9 protein-coding genes are annotated in these 18,981 nt (G+C 58.2%); all 9 read left to right on the forward strand.

Annotated features, from left to right (window positions below):
* Positions 1-239 precede the first annotated feature (239 nt).
* The 9 genes from KQI84_14410 to KQI84_14450 are packed head-to-tail and all read left to right on the forward strand — an operon-like array spanning position 240 to position 18,930.
* A complete protein-coding gene (locus tag KQI84_14410) occupies positions 240-479 on the forward strand; it encodes a helix-turn-helix domain-containing protein (GenBank protein ID MCB2156067.1) in 240 nt (79 codons plus the stop codon).
* Positions 480-5,678 carry a DEAD/DEAH box helicase gene (locus KQI84_14415; GenBank protein MCB2156068.1) on the forward strand — a complete coding sequence of 1,733 codons (5,199 nt, stop codon included), beginning with the start codon at positions 480-482 and terminating at the stop codon, positions 5,676-5,678. It abuts the gene before it with no gap.
* The gene (locus KQI84_14420; GenBank protein ID MCB2156069.1) at positions 5,675-8,518 is read left to right on the forward strand and encodes a DEAD/DEAH box helicase; all 2,844 of its coding nucleotides are present in this window, start codon (positions 5,675-5,677) and stop codon (positions 8,516-8,518) included. Before KQI84_14415 ends, KQI84_14420 begins: the two co-directional genes overlap by 4 nt.
* Before the next feature lie 12 nt (positions 8,519-8,530).
* Complete coding sequence (locus KQI84_14425) at positions 8,531-9,220, forward strand: hypothetical protein (GenBank protein MCB2156070.1); 690 nt, start codon at positions 8,531-8,533, stop codon at positions 9,218-9,220.
* A gap of 4 nt (positions 9,221-9,224) precedes the next feature.
* Positions 9,225-13,550: a hypothetical protein gene (locus tag KQI84_14430; protein ID MCB2156071.1), complete on the forward strand. Its 4,326-nt coding sequence runs from the start codon at positions 9,225-9,227 to the stop codon at positions 13,548-13,550.
* Positions 13,547-14,788 carry an AAA family ATPase gene (locus KQI84_14435; GenBank protein ID MCB2156072.1) on the forward strand — a complete coding sequence of 414 codons (1,242 nt, stop codon included), beginning with the start codon at positions 13,547-13,549 and terminating at the stop codon, positions 14,786-14,788. The genes KQI84_14430 and KQI84_14435 overlap by 4 nt, the downstream gene beginning before the upstream one ends.
* Positions 14,785-15,555: a hypothetical protein gene (locus tag KQI84_14440; protein MCB2156073.1), complete on the forward strand. Its 771-nt coding sequence runs from the start codon at positions 14,785-14,787 to the stop codon at positions 15,553-15,555. Before KQI84_14435 ends, KQI84_14440 begins: the two co-directional genes overlap by 4 nt.
* On the forward strand, positions 15,552-16,331 hold the full coding sequence (locus KQI84_14445; GenBank protein MCB2156074.1) for a hypothetical protein: 780 nt from the start codon (positions 15,552-15,554) through the stop codon (positions 16,329-16,331). The genes KQI84_14440 and KQI84_14445 overlap by 4 nt, the downstream gene beginning before the upstream one ends.
* The gene (locus tag KQI84_14450; protein MCB2156075.1) at positions 16,312-18,930 is read left to right on the forward strand and encodes a hypothetical protein; all 2,619 of its coding nucleotides are present in this window, start codon (positions 16,312-16,314) and stop codon (positions 18,928-18,930) included. The genes KQI84_14445 and KQI84_14450 overlap by 20 nt, the downstream gene beginning before the upstream one ends.
* Positions 18,931-18,981 lie beyond the last annotated feature (51 nt).

An 18,981-nucleotide genomic window follows, 5' to 3' on the forward strand; every position in this document is an offset into this window, starting at 1 on the left:
GCAGCAGATCCAGGCTCCAAAAGCCATGGGCACTTTGTACATGCAGCGAACGATCATCATCCCCAGTGAGACATGGAAGACGCAGATATGCGGCGGATGTGCGTCACCAAGCCTTGCCCTGCGTGGTGTTTACCAAACGAATGGGCTTGCACCCATTTTTCGCCTTCTTCACCGTTTTGAACAGGAAATAAACCGAAGAAGCCGGTATCCGCAGGGATACGACGGTAAAGGCTTGAACCGTGGAAAAAAGCGAACGCTGGGTCTCCGTGGAGGAGATTACCGAACACCTGGGTGTCTCGTCTGACACGGTTTATCGGTGGATATCCGAGAAGGAGATGCCCTGCGCCAGGGTCGGTAGAAGGTGGAAGTTCAAGGTTTCAGAAGTGGATTCTTGGGCAAGATCCGGCAAGGCCGCGGATCAAGACGAGGGTACGGAGGGAAGCGAAGAGGATTCACCTCGGAAGGGTGGGGCACGCTAAATGGATGTCTTCAACTTTCGCGACCAGCTCATCGAGGACTACAGCGGGTATATTCAGTCCTTTGTCCGGATCAAGGACGCCAGGATTCAGCAAGCCGTAGAGAAGAGCCTCGCGGATGGGGACCTCTGGCCCGACCCGCTGATCCAACTCAATCCTGGTTTCGAGCCGGGTGGAACTGTTGACGAGCTTGCCTCAGAGGGGCTGCTGCATTCCGAGTGCCGATCAATTTTCCGCCGCAAACCCACACCCAATGAGGATCGTGGCCCGATCACCTTCCACCGTCACCAAGTCGAAGGTATGCGAGCTGCGCGGCGCGAGGAGAGCTACGTCCTAACCACAGGCACGGGCTCAGGCAAGAGCCTGGCTTACATCACACCCATCGTGGACCATGTTCTTCGTCGTGGGAGTGGGCGTGGGGTACAGGCCATCATCGTTTACCCTATGAATGCCTTGGCAAACTCCCAGGAGCAGGAGCTGAGGAAGTTCCTCCACCACGGATACCCTGAGGGTCAACCGCCCGTGACTTTCAGGCGCTACACCGGCCAGGAGAAGGACGACGAACGACGAGCCATCCTGGACAACCCGCCAGACATCATCCTCACCAACTACGTAATGCTGGAGCTGATCCTGACGCGTCCCCAGGAGTCATCCATCGTCGAAGCGGCCAAGGGGCTGAGGTTTCTCGTTCTTGATGAACTCCACACATATCGAGGAAGACAAGGGTCCGACGTTTCCATGCTCGTGCGGAGGCTTCGAGATCGATGTGACGCCAAGGATCTCCTGTGTGTTGGAACATCTGCCACATTGGCAGTAGGCTCTTCTCTAAAGAAAAGTAAGGAGGAGGTGGCAAAGGTCGCTTCGACGCTCTTTGGCACGACCATCAAGCCGGGGAACGTCATTGGTGAGTCGCTCCGCAGGACCACACCAGAGCGCGACTTTGCCTCTGCGTCTGGGCGTGCCTCTCTTCTCTCCTCAGCTACTTCATGGGGTTCTGTCACACCTGCCTTCACAAGAGAGAGCTTCTGCGAAGACTCACTGGTTTGCTGGATCGAAGACACTTTCGGTCTGACCAAAGATACCGAGACCGGCATCTTGATCAGATCCACCCCACGGTCGCTCGATGGCGAGGCAGGAGCAGGAAGACAACTGGCTGAAATCACCGGCTGCGATGTTTCAATGTGCCGCTCAGCCATTCAGAGTGCTTTCATTGCCGGGAATACACTCCTGGATGAGTATGACCGACCCGTCTTCGCCTTTCGACTTCACCAGTTCGTCGCGAAGGGCGAGAGTGTCTATGCATCGCTTGAATCGACAAGCTCACGGTACATCACTGTCCACCCCCAGAAGCGAGTACCCATCGAAGGGCATGAGAACAAGCTCCTGCTGCCGCTGGCATTCTGTCGCGAATGTGGTCAGGACTACTACGTTGTGCGCCGCATCGAGATGGATGGAGGTGGTTTTCGCTACCTGGAGATGCAGTTCAACTCGGCTCTCGATGACAGCGACGGTGAGCCAGGGTACCTCTATCTCGATGAGCATGGAGTATGGCCCGACGATGATCCAGAGGCACTTGCCGACGTGGTTCCCGAAGAGTGGCTCGAGATCAAGAAGGGGAAGCGGGTCATCAAGTACAGCCGGAGGAAGCACCTTCCGAGAGTTATCCACGTGTCGCCGGAGGGGGTCGAAGGCCAAGGGGATCTTCGAGCCCTCTGGATTCCCGCACCGTTCAAGTTCTGCCTGAGCTGTAAGATTGCCTACAACGTTCGGCAGAAGTCCGACTACGGCAAGCTCTCCACTCTCGGTTCGGAAGGCCGGTCAACGGCGACGACCATTCTGGCCCTCGGTGCCGTCAGCCGCTTGAAGATCGACCAGGACCTCTCAGATGAGGCCAAGAAGCTCCTCAGCTTCACCGACAACCGCCAGGATGCTTCTCTCCAGGCAGGGCACTTCAACGACTTTGTGCTGGTGTCCCTGATCCGTGCAGCACTGCTGAGAGCCCTCACGATCGCTGGATCGGCGGGCATTCGCCATGAGGATCTTACGAACTCTGTCTATACGGCGCTCGGCCTCTCGCCGGAGTTCTACGCGCAGAACCCAACAGTCCGATTTGCGGCACGTGACGCCGTCGACCGGGCGCTCCGCGAGGTCATTGGGTATCACCTGTACAGAGACCTGCGCAGGGGATGGCGTGTGGTCGCTCCGAATCTGGAGCAATGCGGTCTGTTGCGCGTTGAGTATCAGAGCCTACGGCAAGCCTGCGAAGCCGAAGACATCTGGCAAGGAACTCATCAAGTGCTAGTCTCGGCATCGCCCGATGAGCGTCTCCTCGTTTGCAAGACATTGTTGGACTTCATTCGCCGCAGTCTCGCGATCAATGTGGACTACCTGAAGGCCTCTTACCAGGAGCGAATCCAGCAACAGAGCAGCCAAAACCTCATCGAACCCTGGTCCATTGATGAAGGCGAGAAGCTCGAACAGGCCCGGATGGTATACGCCCGACAGGGTGGCAATGACGATGATGGCGAGGCTGTAATCAATCTGTCTCCCCGCGGTGGGTTTGGTCAGTACCTTCGGCGCACAGGGCTCTTTACCTCAGGTCCGATCGGCAAAACAGAGGACACCGCTGCGATCATCTCGGACTTGCTGAAGGTCCTTTGTGACCAGGCAGGAATTCTCACACGTACGCCAGGTAACAAACACGATGGCTACCAGCTCTCTGCTGGGGCGATTCTCTGGTGTGTGGGTGATGGAGAAGAGGCTTTCCATGATCCGATCCGCGTTCCTCAACAGCCAGACGAAGGACTTCGCACCAACGAGTTTTTCGTCCGATTCTACCGAGAAGCAACCGAGCACCTCATCGGATTGGAAGCGCGAGAGCATACTGCCCAAGTGCAAGCGGATGAGAGGATTGATCGAGAGACACGGTTCCGGGGTGGCAATCTGCCGATCCTCTTCTGCTCACCTACCATGGAGCTGGGTGTCGACATCTCCGATTTGAATGTCGTGAACATGAGGAATGTGCCGCCCACGCCCGCGAACTACGCACAACGCAGTGGTCGGGCAGGTCGAAGCGGACAACCGGCCTTTGTCTACACATACTGCGCGACTGGCAGCCCGCATGATTCCTACTACTTCAAACGAGCAACCCAGATGGTGGCGGGTGCTGTCGCTCCTCCACAACTCGACGTCGCCAACGAAGACCTGGTACGGAGCCATGTCCAGGCCATCTGGCTGTCAGAGTCAGGGCTGGATCTTGGCAAGTCCCTCGCGGATGTTCTGGACGTAACAGGCGACACACCTTCCTTGGAGATACTCCCGAGCATCCGTGAAAGGCTCAACTCTCCGATTGTTCGCAACAAGGCCCGGCAACGGGCGCAGCGACTTCTGGACTCCGTCGCTGGGCAACTTGAAGACGCCGACTGGTACTCCCCGGACTGGCTTGAACGCGTGCTGAACGCCGTACCACAGCAGTTCGAGAACGCTTGCCAGCGTTGGAAGGGCCTTTACCGCGCCGCGCTCGATCAGATGGCGAGGCAGAACAAGGTCCGGCGCGATGCTTCACGACAGCAGGATTGGAGGGAGGCGGAGCGCCTCTACAACGAAGCGAAGCAGCAGCTATCCCTGCTCGTAGATACCAAGAACCTCGCCCAGTCCGATTTCTACTCGTATCGATACTTTGCCTCCGAGGGCTTCCTGCCTGGCTACAATTTCCCACGTCTTCCACTGTCGGCCTACATCCCTGGGCGGCGTGGCAAGAAGGGGCGCGAGGAGTTCCTCTCCCGTCCGCGCTTTCTGGCGATCTCCGAGTTCGGTCCTCGATCCTTCATATACCACGAGGGCTCGCGTTACCTGGTGAATCGCGTGATCCTGCCTGTTGAGCGTAGCGATGACGAGGGTGAAGTCACCCTCACCCGCCGGGCGAAGGTCTGCGAGACATGCGGCTACATCCATCCCCTCGGCAAGGAGCCCGGCCCCGAGAAGTGCGACCGTTGCGGCTCACACCTCGGGCGCTGCTACGACAATCTCTTCCGCATGCAGAGCGTTGTTGGAAAACGCCGCGATCGCATCAATTGTGATGAGGAAGAGCGGTTCCGGCTCGGCTACCAGATCATCTCCGGCGTTCGGTTTGCCGAGTATGGCGGAGTGAGATCCCGCAAGATGGCTGAGATGCGGAGCCCATCCGGAGAGCTGCTCGCATCCATCCAGTACGGCCAGGCTGCAACCCTCTGGCGGATGAACGTTGGTTGGTCACGTTTCAAGGACAGTGAGAAGCAGAAGGGCTTTCTCCTGGATACGGAGCGTGGCTACTGGGCCAAGGACTCCCGAGTCGTCGAGGACGATGAGGACGATCCGCTGACGCCAAAGGTTCAGAAGGTCATTCCCTACGTCGAGGACCGCCGGAACTGCGTCCTGATCGAACCCACTGGAGACTTGGGCGATGCCGTCATTGCCTCGCTCCAAGCTGCCATGAAGAGCGCAGTCCAGCAGGAGTATCATCTGGAAGACAACGAGCTGGCTGCCGAAGGACTACCCAGCGTCGGACAGCGTCGAGTCATCCTCCTCTACGAAGCTGCCGAAGGCGGCGCTGGCGCTCTGCGCCGATTGGTCGAAGATCGTTCAGCTCTCCCGAGAATTGCTGCACGCGCCTTGGAACTCTGCCATTTCGATCCCGCAAGCGGCGATGACCTAAAGCGTGCTCCGAACGCGAAGGAAGACTGTGCCATCGCCTGCTATGACTGTCTTCTCTCGTACTACAACCAGCGCGACCACGAACTTCTGGATCGCCATGCGATTCGCGATGTTCTGATGAAGTGGCAGAAATCCGAAATGTTTCTGAGCAGCGGGGAGCTGACGCGGACGCAGCATCTTGAGGCTCTCAAGCGCCACTGCGATTCCAAGCTCGAACGAGACTGGCTGGACCTCTTGGAAGCTCACCAACTGCGTCTCCCAAGCCATGCCCAGCACTTGATCGCGGAATGCCACACAAAGCCTGACTTCTTCTACGAAGACCAGTCGCTGGCCGTCTACATTGATGGGCCTCCGCACGACTTTCCTGAGCGCCAGAGCAGAGACAAGGACAAGCAGTCCGCCCTGGAAAACCACGGATTCTGGGTCCTTCGTTTCCATCATCAGGACGACTGGCGTCAGAAGCTCGCCGAGCATCCCGAGGTCTTCGGCAAGCTGGAGGATCGATCATGAGCGCTTTTGCGGTTGGTTCCCTGGTTTCGGCACGCGGACGGGAGTGGGTGGTGCTTCCATCGGAAGAGGATCTTGAGCTGCTCCCTGTGCGACCCCTCGGTGGCCGCGACGATGAGACGACAGCTCTCTTGCCTGCGTTGGAGGAAGTCACCCCCGCCTCTTTCGCACTACCAACAGCGGATCAACTGGGCGACCATCGATCTTGCTCATTGCTGCGCGATGCTCTTCGACTTGGTTTTCGCAACAGTGCCGGTCCCTTCCGATCCTTCGCCAGGATAGCCGTCGAGCCACGGCCTTACCAGCTTGTGCCCCTCCTGATGGCTTTGAAGCTCGATCCTGTACGCCTGCTCATTGCCGACGATCTTGGCGTTGGTAAGTCGATCGAAGCCGCGCTGATCGCCCGCGAACTTCTTGATCGTGGAGAGATCAGAAGGTCTGCCGTCCTCTGCCCTCCTCACCTCGCTGAGCAGTGGCAGGAAGAGCTTCGCAGCAAGTTCAACATCGATGCCCAGCTTGTTCTCTCCAGCACCGCGAACGCCCTGGAGAAGCGCTGCATGGCCCACCAGTCCATCTTCGAGGTGTACGACCACGTCGTCATCTCCATGGACTTCATCAAGCAGCGTGGCCGTAAGGACGAGTTCCTTCGCACCAGCCCCGATCTGCTCATCGTGGACGAGGCCCATACCTGCGCTTACTCGGGTGATACGCGAAGCGGACAGCACCTCCGCTGGGATTTGATCAACGAGCTTTCGCGCATACCCGAGAAGCACATCGTGCTGGTGACCGCGACGCCGCACACAGGCAAGGAAGAGAACTTCCGCTCCTTGCTCTGCCTTCTGGACTCCAGTTTCGCAAACCTTCCAGAGGATCTCTCAGGTCAGCGAAACGAAGCCCATCGTCGTCGTTTGGCCCAGCACTTTGTCCAGCGGCGCAGGGGCGACATCCTCAACTACATGGAAGCCGCGACGCACTTCCCCACGCGTCTGGAGAAGGAAGAGACCTACAAGCTTCATCCCGAGTACGCCCAGCTTTTCGACCGCGTCGTTGATTACGCTCGCGAGATCATTCATGTTCCCGGCGAAGCCGCTAACCGTCAGCGCATTCGTTGGTGGTCAGCGATCGCCCTGCTCAGATCGTTGGCATCCAGTCCCGCTTCCGCAGCGGCGAGCCTTCGGTCACGCGCAGGGTTTACCGGCGAAGAGTCCCAGGAAGAGATCGATGAGGCTGGTCGCCGACTGATCCTCGACGCGACCGAAGTCGAAGGTGCAGACACGACAGATTCGACCCCTGGCTCGGATGTCATGGAGATGCTGCCCGACTCGGCTCAGGACCGCCGTCGCCTTTTGGCCTTGGCGAAAGCAGCGGATGCACTGGCTGGAGAAAAAGACGAGAAGCTGAAGAAGGCAGCAAAGCTGCTGAAGAAACTCGTCAATGACGGCAGCCGCCCCATTGTCTTCTGTCGATTCATCCATACTGCGGAGTACGTTGCTGATCAACTTCGCTCAATGATGCCGAAAGCTGTCGAAGTCGCGGCGGTCACTGGCAGCATCCCACCCAGCGAGCGCGAAGAACGGATCCTCGAACTCTCGAAGAGCGACAAGCGGGTCCTGGTCTGCACGGACTGCCTTTCGGAAGGCATCAATCTACAGGATCACTTCGACGCGGTCTTCCACTACGATCTCGGATGGTCGCCAACCCGCCACGAGCAGCGCGAAGGAAGGGTAGATCGATACGGTCAGCCGAAGGATCAGGTCCACGTCGTCACGTACTACGGAACCGACACGAAGATCGACGGTATCGTGCTCGATGTTCTCATCAGAAAACATCAGACGATCAAGAGCACCCTCGGCATCTCGGTTCCCGTGCCTGCCGAAACGAACAAGGTGGTCGAGGCCATCTTCGAGGGACTCCTTCTCCGCGGTGCACGCGACTTCAACCCGGACCAGATGGAGCTTTTCGCGCCGGACGAGTTCGCCTCAGAGCGCGACGCCTTCCACAAGGAGTGGGTCAACGCCTCCGAGCGTGAGAAGCGCTCCCGCACGATGTTCGCACAGGAAGGCATCAAGGTGGACGAGGTCGCACGCGAACTCGAAGCTGCCCGTGAAGCCATTGGCTCCGGCACGCGCCTTCCCGAGTTCGTCACTGCGGCGATCGAATCAGTGGGAGGAACCGTCCGTATCAAGAACGACACCTACCACCTCGCCGTCGCTGAATCTCCCATCGAAGTGCGCGACCTTCTGCGCGAGTCCTTCGGTAGGAGCCTGAAGGCCACCGCGAAGTTCCAACTCCCCGTACCCGAAGGCACCCTTTACTTTCATCGAACTCACCGCGCCGTCGAAGCCATCGCCAACCACATCTTCACGACGGCTCTCGATCCTCTGACAACAAACGCCCCCGCACGTCGCGCTGGGGTGATCCGCACCCGCAGCGTCAGCGTTCGCACGACCCTGCTTTTGGTTCGCTTCCGATACCACATCCTCACCAAGCGCGGAGATGAGGAGTATCCCCTCCTCGCCGAAGACTGCCAGCTTGTTGCCTACCGGGGTGCTGCCGCCGATGCCGAATGGATGTCTGAAGAAGAAGCTTCCAACCTGCTCCATTCGATCCCCGACGCAGAACGCGAAGTCCCCTTCGGCCAGGCCAAGGCCATGATCAACAGCGTGATCGAAGGCTACGAGGCTCTCATTCCACACCTGAACCAGGTCGCCAACGAACGCGGCGACCAATTGCTCGACCAACACCGCCGCGTCCGCGATGCCGCCCGCCAGAAGGGTGTCACCTACCGCGTCGAACCTAACTTGCCCGCCGATGTTCTCGGCGTGTATGTGTACCTGCCATAAGGAGAACAGATCATGTCAGCAGGAACCCGGATGATCCTGGTTAGAAGTCATGGCCCAAATACACAAAGCGTTGGCACCGCATTGAAGATCGCCGTTGGTTATGCCAGAGACAACAATCTGGAGCACATCCTCTTGCTTGTCCCAACAAAAGGAAACGCCGCGACAACAATCGTTGGAAGCACGCTTGGCGAGGATTTCATCAAGGGGCTGTTGAAACAAGACTGCGTTGTCGAGGGCATCCGATTCTCGACCGAGAGCGTAAAGACCTTCTCAAAGTTCACAAGAGCCGACGTTGCCATCGGCTTTCACGTTGCCAAGGACGGCATTGACAAGGTTGTCGACTCGGAGCAACTTCGCGCCTTTGTCTTCGTCCCTTGGCTGAGTGACGAAGGGGAGGCGTTCGAGAAAACTTGGCAACCATCTGTTTTCGAGTCTGACGGAGCGCCTGCGGAGGGGGTTTCCCCCCTTCTGCTGACGCCTGCCTTAGAACAGGAACTGGAGAGCCTGACACGAATCGTCAACCTGTCCACAGGCATAGGGCATCCCTCGGACAAAAGGACCGCACAAGACAAGTTCAAGGCCCTGAAAAAGCAGGGAGTTGAGATAGATCCCGAAGCCGTTCGCGCATGGGCGGTGACTCATGGCTGGCAGTCGGACGACGCTGACGACCTCGCCAAGCTCGCTGCGAGGTACGCCAAGTAGACCCATGCGCTCCTCTGCCCGTTCCCTCTTCACCACCATCCGCACCGAAGGCGCGATCCTGCCTTCGGAGCTGCTGGAGCGTATTGCCAAGGGACGCGACTTCGAGGGGCTCACGCCTGACTCGTTCCACCTTCTCGCCGGGCAGAAGCTCAATGAGGTCATCGAGCGCTCCTGGAAGCAGGTTCTCGTCGCCTGGCGTGGGTTCAAGGAAGCCCGCGAGAAGTCCGGTGATCTCGATGCCACCGGCACCTCGCTCACCCGCGAGCGTTGGCTCTATCCCCTCTTCCAGGAACTCGGTTTCGGGCGCATGCCCGCCGAGCGCAAGGCACGTGAGATCGATGGCCGCGAATACTTCATCTCGCACTACTACGACCACGTGCCGATCCATCTGGTCGGTTACAAGATCCTGATCGACCGCCGCACGCCGGGCATTCCCGGCGCGGCCAAGACCGCCCCACACTCGCTCATTCAGGAATTCCTCAACCGCACCGAGGAACACCTCTGGGCCATCGTCTCCAATGGCCTGCGCCTGCGCCTGCTTCGCGACAACAAGAGCCTCACGCGCCAGGCCTACGTCGAGTTCGACTTGGAAGCCATGCTGGAGGGCGATGCCTTCGCCGACTTCCGCGTGCTGTGGCTGCTTTGCCATCAGTCCCGCTTCGAGGCCGAGAAGCCCACCGACTGCTGGCTGGAGAAATGGTCCAAGATCGCCAGCGAGCAAGGCGTCCGAGCCCTCGACAAGCTCCGTGGCGGCGTCGAGGAAGCCATCCGCGCCCTCGGCAAGGGCTTCCTCGCCCATCGGGCGAACCATCATCTACGCAGCAAGCTCCGCGACGGCCAGCTCGATCGCCAGGAATACTACCGCCAGCTCCTGCGCGTTGTGTACAGGCTGCTCTTCCTCTTCGTGGCCGAGGACCGCGATCTGCTTCTTCTCCCCGAACTCCAAGGCGATGAGCCCGACGACGCCAAACGCCAACGCCGCCTCGCCCGTGCCCGCTATCAACAGCACTACGGCACCCAGCGCCTTCGCTCCCTCTCACAGACCCTTCGCGGCACCAAGCACCCCGATCTGTGGCGCGGGCTCCAGCTCATCATGCGCGGCCTCGGACAGGAAGGCGGCATCCCCGCTCTCGCAGTGCCTGCGCTGGGGTCTTACCTTTGGTCCGAAGAAGCCTGCCCCGATCTGGCGGGCATGGGAGCGACACCCGCCGCCGACATCGCCAACGCCGATCTCCTGACAGCCGTTCGCGCCCTGGCCGTCATCGAAGTCGAAGGCCGCCGCACCGTCGTCAACTACGCCCACCTGCGCTCCGAGGAACTGGGCTCCGTCTACGAATCGCTGCTCGAACTCCACCCCCAGCTCAACGCTGAGGCTGGCACCTTCGATCTCCACTCCGCTGCGGGAAACGAACGCAAGACTACCGGCTCCTACTACACGCCCGACAGCCTGGTGCAGTGCCTACTCGATTCCGCGCTCGAACCCGTCATGGACGAGAAGGAATCTCTCGCAAAGAAGGCCGCGCAGAAGATCGCCAACGGCCAGTTCGAGCGAGACCGCTGGACTCCTGAGGAAATCGATCTCGTCGTACCACAAGGCGCAGATCCCCAGGAAGCCCTCGCCCTGCGCGTCGTGGAACTCGCCGAACTTTCCGCGACAGACCGCCTGCATGTCCTTGCCGAGGCCGCCCTTCTCGGCATGCGCGTCTGCGATCCCGCCTGCGGTTCCGGGCACTTCCTCATCGCGGCGGCGCACCGTATCGCCCGCCGTCTTGCTCGCGTCCGTACCGGCGATGAAGAACCCACGCCCGAAGCCCTCCAGCACGCCATGCGTGACGTGGTGGGGCGTTGTCTCTACGGCGTGGACATCAACGCCATGGCGCTCGAACTCGCCAAGGTCGCCCTCTGGATGGAGGCCATTGAACCGGGCAAGCCCCTCGGCTTCCTCGATGCCCACTTCCAATGCGGCAACGCGCTGCTGGGCACTACGCCCGATCTGATCGCGGGCGGGCTCCCCGATGGCGCGTTCACGGCCCTCACCGGCGACGACAAGAAGTTCGTCTCCGCCCTGAAGAAGCGAAACAAGCAGGAGCGCGAGGGAGCCCAGTCCGAGTTCCTCACGGCCACGGGAACCGCCATCCCCGTCGAGGTGCTGGACGAGCTTTCCAGAGAGGCCCAGGCCCTCTTCGAGGCCAACGCCGACAGCCTCGCCGACGTCCAGCGCATCGCCGCCAACTACGAGGTGTTTCGCCAGTCACCCGCCTTCCGCAGGGCGCGGTTCGTCGCCGACCTCTGGTGCGCCGCCTTCGTCTGGCCCAAGGTCGAACCGGACGAGTGGAAAGATCGCGTTCGAGAAGCCGACGAAAAGGGCCTGCCGCTGCCGGGTCCCCGCGATTACCCCGAGCCGCCCACCCACGACCTGATCCAGCGCTGCGCCCAGTATGCCGAGCCATGGAAACTGCTCAGCGACGCCCAGCGCGACATGCTCGACCGCCTCGCGGGCCAGTTCCGCTTCATCCAGTGGCATGTGCTCTTTGCCGACGTCTTCCGCACGGCGGCAGAGGGAGAGAAGGCGCAAGGCGGCTTCGACTGCATGCTGGGGAATCCGCCGTGGGAGCGCGTAAAGCTCCAGGAAAAGGAGTTCTTCGCCCAGCGCTGCCCCTCGGTTGCGGAAGCGGGATCTGCTTCGGAGCGTGAGAGAAGGATTGCCGATCTGAAGCGAACAGACGTCCTTCTCTTCTTTGAGTTCCAGGTCGCCCAAAGAGTTGCAGATGGGGCTTCCGCACTCCTCCGCGAAACCGGGAGGTATCCTCAGACCGGACGCGGAGATGTGAACACCTATGCGATTTTTGCGGAGTTGTTCTGCGAAAGTATCTCCGCCTTCGGATGCAGTGCGATTATCATACAGTCAGGAATTGCTACCGATTCTACCTACGGACCGTTCTTCAAGAACCTGATCTCAGAAAGTCGCTTGGTCTCGTTCTACGATTTCGAGAACAAGGGTATTTTCGCGGACGTAGATTCGCGTTTCAAGATCGCAGCGATGGTGGTGGCGGGAAAGTCCATCGTGGCTCAGAAGCCGTGGATGGTTTTCTTTGCACACTCCGTAGAAGAGACTCAAGAAGCGCGTCGTCGATTCACTCTGACCGCTGCTGACTTCGAGCTTCTCAATCCAGAGTCAGGTACCTGTCCGATTTTCAGAACCTCTGCTGATGCCGAACTGAACAAGAGATTGTACGAGAAAGGTACGTGCTTCAAGGAAAGTGTGTGGAGACCGCAGTTCTTCAAGAAGATGGTCGATTTTGGAATCCACAAGGACAGTATCCATTTTCTCTCTGAGCCGGATCTGGACGTCCTCGAAGGCTTGTACGAGGCAAAGTTCGTCCACCTTTTCAACCATCGGTACGCGACTTACCACGCTGTAGATACTGATGGCAGGGCAAAGGGGAATGCAAGAGAACTGACCAATCATGAGCGACTTGACCCTCTCTTTACTGTCGAGTCTCGGGCGTATGTGACGCCGCAGTTCTTTCACGATCGTATGTCAGGGCGCGACTGGGAAAAGAGCTGGCTACTTTCATTTCGAGACAAGGCGCGTTCGACCGATGAACGGACGGCGATCTTTTCTGTCCGTCCTTACCGGCCAAGCAGCGATACTCTACCATCACTCTTCTTCTCCTCCGCTGGGCATGAGTTCACTCTACTCCCAGGATGTGTCTCGTCGTACGCCTTTGACTATCTCGTCAGGCAAAAGGTAGGGGCGATCAATGTCGGAGCCTACATTCTGGAGCAGATTCCAATCATAGAGCCCACTCAGTTGTTCGGGATCAGCGTCGATAGAATTCTGAGGCCACATGTTCTGGAGCTTTCCTACACCGCTTGGGACCTCGAACCCTTCGCCCGCGACTGCGGCTACGACGGGCCGCCGTTCATCTGGGACGAGGAGCGGCGCTTCCAGATTCGCGCCGAACTCGACGCCGCCTTCTTCCACCTCTACCTCGGCACGCCCGAGGAGTGGACCCGCACCGGCTCGCCCGAACTCCTCGAAAGCTTCCCCACGCCCCGCCACGCCGTGGACTACATCATGGAGACCTTCCCCATCGTGAAGCGGAAGGACGAGAAGGCCCACGGCACCTACCGCACCAAGGAGGCGATTCTCGGCATCTACGACCAGATGGCCGAATCCATCCGCACCGGCCAGCCCTACAACACCGCCCTCACCCCACCCCCCGGCCCCCCAACCGACGCCGAAGGCAACTTCATCCCCATGGCCCAGTGGGACGTCCACAACTGGCCCAAGCACATCCACCCGCCGAAGGAGCAACAAGCATGAGTCTTAGATTCACAATGATCAGCCTGGAGAATTTCTGGTGCTTCGAGCGATTGGAGATGGCACTCGAACCGGATCTGACACTGCTCTTTGCCGAAAACGGCGGGGGAAAGACTGGGATCCTGACCGCGCTGGCAATGGGCATGGCGCTCTTCCAGCCACGGAGCCCGAAGGGTCTGAAGGGGAGCTTCGAGCGGGACATCCGCAAGGTAACGAGGGACGAACTCGGTGCCCGCGAACCGGCTGGCGATTGTTCACTCACGTGGTCGGCCGAATCTGCTTTGGGCTCGGCGACTTGGGGGCTCTCCTTGATGGCTGCGTCAGAGAGACGCTCTCTTGATATAGACAGTATCGGTCGCCTGATGAAGGCCATCCGAAGTCCTGGTGAACGATGGCCACTCTTCGCTTGGTACGGGACGGAGCGGCTGCGGGCTCGCTTGCACAGAGGGCGTCTTCCAACTACTTCGAATGACCGTTTGGACGCCTACAACGGCTCGCTCGATCCATCGCTTACCGAGGAACCCCTTCTCGATTGGCTCATGTCCCGAATGATTTCTGATGTTGGCCGGGACCGGAAAGGAGAGCCACAGCGGCGTCAAGATGACGTGGTGATGGAGGCGTTGGTGCGTGCGACACCGGGAGTGAAGAAGGCCTTTTTCGATGCTGTAGAGGGAGCGCCAATGCTGATCATGGACACCGGCAAAGCGGTTCCATGGCGCGAGCTTTCAGACGGTTATCACGTGTTCCTCTCGCTTGTGGCTGACATCGCCAGAAGGGCAGTTAGTCTAAATGATTTCGACGGCGAGAATGCCACTGATTTGGTGGAGGGCTTGGTATTGGTGGACGAGATCGATCTGCACCTGCATCCAAAGTGGCAGCGCACCGTGTTGCGCGGACTTCGTGCGGCGTTCCCGAAGCTACAGTTTGTCGTGTCGACCCACTCGCCCCAGGTTCTCAGTAGCGTTGAGAACAGGCAGGTTCGACATCTTGATAACGGGCGGTTGGTGCCAGGGCCGGTCACCGTGGAGGGGCGAGACACGAACGCAATTCTGCGGGACCACATGGAAACTGATGATCGCGACGAAGATGGAAAGCAGGAGCTGCGGGCACTCTACAGAGCACTCGACCATGGCAACAGAGATGAGTTTGAACGACTCCACACCCATCTTGTGCAAAAGTGGGGTGAACTGGACCCCGAACTTATCCGGGCAAAGGCCATGGTGGAGTGGGATGAGCAATGAGACGGATTCCCAGACCGTGGCCACCCCGGAATGTCCGGCGTGATGATGAAACAGCACAATCACTGTCCGATGCCAACAGGGCTTTCCAACGCGAGTTGAACGGCCGTACTTCGCCCGAAGAGAAGCGGGTGGTTGCAAGGAGCACCTTCGACGGCTTGGACAAGGAAAAGTTGAGAGCCGGGATGTACCCACCGCAGCGCAGCCTTTGCGCCTACTGTGAGGCGACTCTGTATGAAGGCAGGCATCCGGCCCCTCGGATCGACCACTGGATTCCCATAAGCCACGACCCGACTCAGGCTTTGCTTTGGAAAAACCTCTATCTTTCATGCCCCCGGCACGACACCTGTGATGGCGGAAAGCAAGAGACTGTCCCACAAGAAACGAACGGCACATTGTTGCCCTGGCCCTCTGACTTTGACTATCACGGGCACATCGGGTTCACGAGCCAGGGCGAAACTTACGTCAGAACTGATACTGGGTTGTCCGACAGCTTCCGAGAAGGATTGGCTGGTCTCATTGAGAAGCATGGGCTGCATCTCAATCACCCAACCTTGCGGGAAGCTCGTAAAGGTAAGATCGACGCGGAAAAGCGAAAGATCGCAAGGCGCTTTGATGGGCGAAACCTGACCTCAGAAGAAAGGGTCGCAGAGAAGGATGAGATCGCGTCGGCATACGAGGCCGAGGGGTGCTGGGTGGATTTCATCAGCGTTCGCCTCGCCTATCTCCGGAAGACTCTGGGTGTTGGACAACCAACCCCACCACCATGATGAAGCAGACCCCGTGTCCAGTCTCCTCGCCAGGAATCTCTGGAGCCCAACGTGTGGCCGCCAGAAACCGGGGCGATCACGCTGACCTACTTCATCTCCTCGCACTGAAGGCAGAGGCTGAGCGATGGAATGATGGAAACCTCACCAGCTCGCCGCTGAACGCGAAGGTTGATCTGAGGCGCGGGAAAGAGAAGCGGAAGGCCGAGCTTGAGAAGCAGCGAAACCAAAGCCTCTCCGGTTACACGAAGCGTCGCGAAGACCTGACGATGATCTTCGTCGCCCTGGTGAAGGACGTCGTCGGAGAGACGTTTCAGGGAAGGCTCCGAATTTCGGAGGAGGATCTCGCATTCGAGATCACCGAAGACGAAGGATTCCACAGCGAAGCCGTCGACACGCTGGCGAACCTGCTCGCCGACACAACGTCGATGCTCGCCAGCATCCAGGGCATCGGCGAACACCCGCGCTTTCTCCTACACGACAGCCCCCGTGAAGGCGACCTCGACCGCATGCTCTACGAGGGCTTCCTCGGCACGCTGCACGGCATCCACACCGCCTTCGGCGGAGAAGATGAAGCCCCCTTCCAGTACATCGTCACCACAACCACTACGCCTCCCAAGAAGGAGTCTGACTTGGTGAGAATGAAGCTCTGCTCCTGGCCGAGGGAAAAGATGCTGTTTGGGAGGACGCTGGGGAGGCAGTCGGAGACCGGGAGCCCCACAGACTTGTTTTCTGCACGTCCGAAGGAAGATCAAGGAGATGAAGATAATGCCGAGTGAATGGAGCAATCTCCGAACCTGGGACGGTTCTCAGCACGCCGCTTTTGAAGAGCTTGTCTGTCAGTTGGCTGGACAAGAGAAGCAGTTGCCTGACGGGACAGCTATTCCAACCGACGCTCGCTTCGTTCGCGTATCCCCACCCGATGCTGGCAAAGAGTGCTACTGGGAATTTCCTGACGGCTCCTACCATTGCTGGCAGGCTAAGTCTTTCGACCAGCTTGGCGATTCCCAGATCACACAACTGAAGGATTCTTTCTCAACAGCGCTTCAGAGGCACCCTACGATGAAGACTTTCGTCGTTGCGGTCCCGCTCGACCGAACAGACGAGCGGGACTCACAGGCTCCGGTTCCTGCGAAGAAACAGCGAGGCAGACCTCGGAAGTCTCAGATGGATCGGTGGACGGACTTCGTTGCCTGGTGTGAATCGGAATCCCTGAAGCAATCCAGGACCATTACCGTACATTACTGGGGGAAAAGTGAGATCTTCTCCCGACTTTCGCAGACGGAGCATGCCGGTAGGCGGACATTCTGGTTTGCCGCTCCTGACCTTGGTTTGGACCTGCTCGGACGTAAGCTTGATGCGGCCAAGATGATTGTAGGCAAACGGTACACGCCAGAAACGAACACGGAGGTGTCCATTGCCCATCAAATGCGAGCCTTTCGTTTTGACGATCGTATTGTCGATGGCATCCAAGAACGCGTGCGTGAAATCGCATTCAAGGTAGTTGACTTGTGCAGGCACCCTGAGCCGAGCCATAAGGACATCATTGAGAACGTCAGGAAGGCTACATCACTCCTTGAAAAGCAATCGGCAACACTCGAGATCAGTAACGCACCAACCACAGTCGATGAGATCTCACAGCACCTGATAGACATAAGAAAACTAATAGGCGACCTCTATGCGATTATTTCTACGGAAGCGGAACGCAAAGCTACCACTGCGAAGGAAACAAGAAGCAGAGAGTCCTACGACTATGACAGGTACAAATGTGACCAAGTCTACACCGCAACCAGGTCCTCGCAGGAGTGGATAGACAATGTCGTGTCAGCCTTGCTCAAGGGTGAGCCGTTACTCCTTGCCGGAGAGGCTGGGACAGGGAAGACGCATTTGTTCATCGATCAGTGCCAGGAGCACTTGATTTCAGGTGGAGGTGCCATTGTCCTATTCGGTCAGAAGGTTCAGTCCGACAGAACCATCGCCGATATACTTTGTAGAGAGTTGGAGCTTTCAAATCTCTCTCTGAGGGATCTCTTGGGCGTGCTGAATTCTTTCGGGCAAGCCTCAGGAAAGCCATTTCTGGTTTTTATAGACGCTCTCAACGAGTCCCCATTGCGAGACTCGATCTGGAATCAATACCTACCGGACTTATTGCTGGAAGTGCGGAATTTTCCATACGTTCGCATGGCAGTATCTATCCGGACAGATTTCATTCACCTTACGTTGACCCAGCAACTGATAGACTCCTTCGTATGGATGTCCCATCCCGGTTTTGAAGGCGTGGAATACGAAGCTGTCAAAGCATACTTCCAGCACTATGAAATCGACCTGACTACCCCGCCACTCAATCCCGAGTTCTCGAACCCCCTATTCTTGAAGATCTACTGCGAAGCGCTACACAGAGCTGGTATCAGGCTGTCCCCAGATGGGCTTGATGGTCTGTACTCAATCTTCAACATGCTGATAGATGAGATGAACGCAAAGATATCACGAGACCTGAGAATGCGGCCAGACCGGAAGCTGGTGAACAGGGCCTTGGACGAACTCGCTGGCAGGATGGGGCCAAGAAGGTTCCTCCCTGAAGCGGAAGCGATTGAAGTGGTGGAGACCATCTACAAGGGAGCAAACGATGATCAAAGCCTGTACTACAGCATGATCAGTGAGGGTCTGCTCACACAGGTTGTAGGTTATGGCGAAGATGGCAATGCTGATCACACCAACATCGCGATGTCATTTGATCGGTTTACAGATCTCGTGAAGGCAATGAGCATTGTGCCCAAAGAATGGAGTGATGAAAGCAGGGCATCACTTAGACTTGATATAGAGCGTCTTCTTGGGGACGACCATACTGCCTATCTGTACGGATCGCTCCTTTCAGCGTTGAGCCTGGTCCTGCCTGAGCGCCATCCAGGAGTCGAAGTCATCGATGTACTCACTACTTCTCACGATAGAGTCCGCTTCTTGATCGGCCCCTTTCTTTACTCGGTAATCTGGAGAACTGCCGAAGCGATGAGTGAGAGGACGGTTGAACTTTGGGGGAGCATCACGAAGCGAAAGCAAGAAGACGTTTTCGACGACCTTCTTCTGATGGCTATCCGACAGAACCATCCTTTGAATGCCCTAGCATTGGACCAGATGCTAATTCCGATGAGTATGCATGACAGAGACGTAGCGTGGTCCAACTCGATAGATCGACTTTGGGGTGGTCTTGTAGAAGTCGATGGTTACGAACGGCGGGCGATCCATCGGCTCGTGGATTGGGCACTTCAACATCCCGACCCCTCAAGAATCCCAGATGACGTCAGACTCTTGTGGGCCATTGCGCTATCTTGGATGTTCAGCACCTCGAACCGTATCGCACGAGATTTCGCTACCAAGTAACCGTCCTGTGAGGCACACGCTTGGAAGTGCTTGCGCCGGTGGAGAGCGCTG

It is taken from the genome of bacterium (genome assembly GCA_020444065.1).
GTDB lineage: Bacteria > Sumerlaeota > Sumerlaeia > SLMS01 > JAHLLQ01 > JAHLLQ01.